This is a genomic window from Phycisphaerae bacterium (assembly GCA_012729815.1).
In the GTDB taxonomy this organism is placed as follows: domain Bacteria; phylum Planctomycetota; class Phycisphaerae; order JAAYCJ01; family JAAYCJ01; genus JAAYCJ01.
Genome location: JAAYCJ010000339.1, coordinates 1 through 2,000 on the forward strand (window position 1 = coordinate 1; position 2,000 = coordinate 2,000).

General features: G+C 64.2%; 2 protein-coding genes. Both read right to left on the reverse strand.

The features are described 5' to 3' along the window. A partial coding sequence (locus GXY33_21750) for a methionine synthase (GenBank protein NLX07772.1) occupies nucleotides 1–479 on the reverse strand: 479 nt, incomplete at its 3' end. A 28-nt stretch (nucleotides 480–507) separates the two neighbouring features. Beyond that, nucleotides 508–2,000: hypothetical protein (locus GXY33_21755; GenBank protein NLX07773.1), on the reverse strand; the 1,493-nt coding region annotated here is incomplete at its 5' end.

Consider the following 2,000-nt stretch of genomic DNA (forward strand, 5'->3'; position numbering starts at 1 on the left):
AGGTCCGTGACGTCCTTGACCGCCCGCGCCGCCAGTTTCCACTCGTCCAGATCGGCGAACGTCTCCAGGATGATCGCATCCGGCCGGCCCGCCACCAGCCCCTTGACCTGCTCGACAAACCCGGCGATAAGCTGATCGGCGGTCACTTCGTCCGATAATATCATCTTTCCCGAGGGTCCCATCGAGGCAAACACCCTCGCCCGCTCGCCCGCCGCCCGACGCGACAACTCCACCGCCTGCTTGTTGATCTCAAACGCCCGGTCCGCCAGCCCATGCCGCTCCAGGACAAAGGGGTTGGCCTGGAAGCTGTTGGTCAATATGACGTTGCTGCCCGCCTCAACGTAGCTGCGAGCCACCTGCACCACCATCTCCGGAGCCTCCAGGTTCAGCCGCTCGCACGACTCGCCGGGCTTCAGGCCCAGTTTGTGGAGTTCCGTACCCCATGCACCGTCCGTTATGGATAATCCCTCACCGAACATGCCGTCACATCCCCTATTGATCCCGCGTCTATGGGCCGACCTGGCCGAACGCCTCTTTCTCCAGAATGACCTTCCGGGCCTCTTCCGGCGGCAGATTCAATGCCCCTACCACCGCGGCGGCGGCATTCCGCAGGTTCTCAGCGGTCTCCTTGAACACGATGCCCTGAAGCTGGCTGATCTGCTCAGCCGTCAACCGGCTGCCGTGCTTGCGAACCGAAGTCCGCAGCAGCGCCAGCATCTGGATCTTCTGCTCGTTCTCACCGCGGCCAAGGGCGGCGGAGGCCAACCCTTGCTGAAGCTCCGGCTGCGAGAGCATCGCCAACACCTTGCCGCATTCGTAGGCCAACTCCCAATCGTCCCCGGCGGCACACTGGCTCAATGCCTCGCCCGCCCGAGCCACCTGATAGTTCTTCAATTCCATCGCGGCCAGACGGCCAAGACCCTTGGCCGCCAGAATGGCCATCGCACGAGCCTGCTCGGGCGATGCGATCTCGCGACCGAGTTGCTGACGCAGGTACACCAGCCGCCCCTCCAGCATCGCCTCATCCGGAACTCCCGCCACCACCGCCACTTGCGGAGCTTCCTGGAGGGTCGACCGCGCCTCTTCCAGCGTGTCGGCACCCGTCATCACCACCGTCGGGACCGACCGCAAAAGCGGATCCTGTTCCATCCGCCCCACCACCTGGCTGACCCCGGGAATAGGCAAGCCGTAGTCGATCAGCACCGCCTCGACCCGCGGCTTAAGATCGGCCAGCGCATTCTGCCACGCATCGGCGCTCTCGAAGGCCGCCACCTCATACCCGAGTTTCTCAAGCGTCGGAGTAACCTGATCGACTTGCGTCTTCTCGGCGGCAATCACCACCGCCACCGGCTTTTCCGGCCCGACCAGAACTTTGCCCAACAGCGGCACCACCCGGTCCACGGTCGGATAGACCTCGCCGGGCGCCGACCAGCCGAGAGCCAACGCCGACCAGAGACGAACCAACTGGTTGGGCGAGTTGAGAGCGGCGACGATCGGCTGACGATCGCCCATCATCCGCAGAATGTCGTTGCCCGCCGCTACGTCGGTCAGGGCCTCCAGCATCTTCAGCGCCACCGCCACGTCGTTGTCGGCCAGCGTCCGATCCAACCCCGATAGACAGTAGAACGTCCCGGCGGTCCGGAGAAAATACCCACAGTCCGGAAACTCCGGGCCGTGCAGCGGATCGGTCACCTGCTCCGAGAGCCTCAACTCCCGCTTGCAGTCGGCCATCAACCAAAGTGTTAGAGCATCATTGAGACTGCCATCCAACTGGAGGGCCCGGCGCGACATCCGCATGGCCATTAATTCGTAGTAGATTTCCCACGGCACCGGCTGATCGACCAGTTTGCCGTCCTGCCAGAGCCAGATGTTGGGCTGATCGGCCCGCACGTCGGGCACCAGGCCCGTCTGCGGGACACCCGCCACCACCGCGCTGTCGCGGTAGTAGTAGCGCTGGGCCAACTGATAGAACAGCGCCGCGGCGCTGGCGTCGCTGCGAT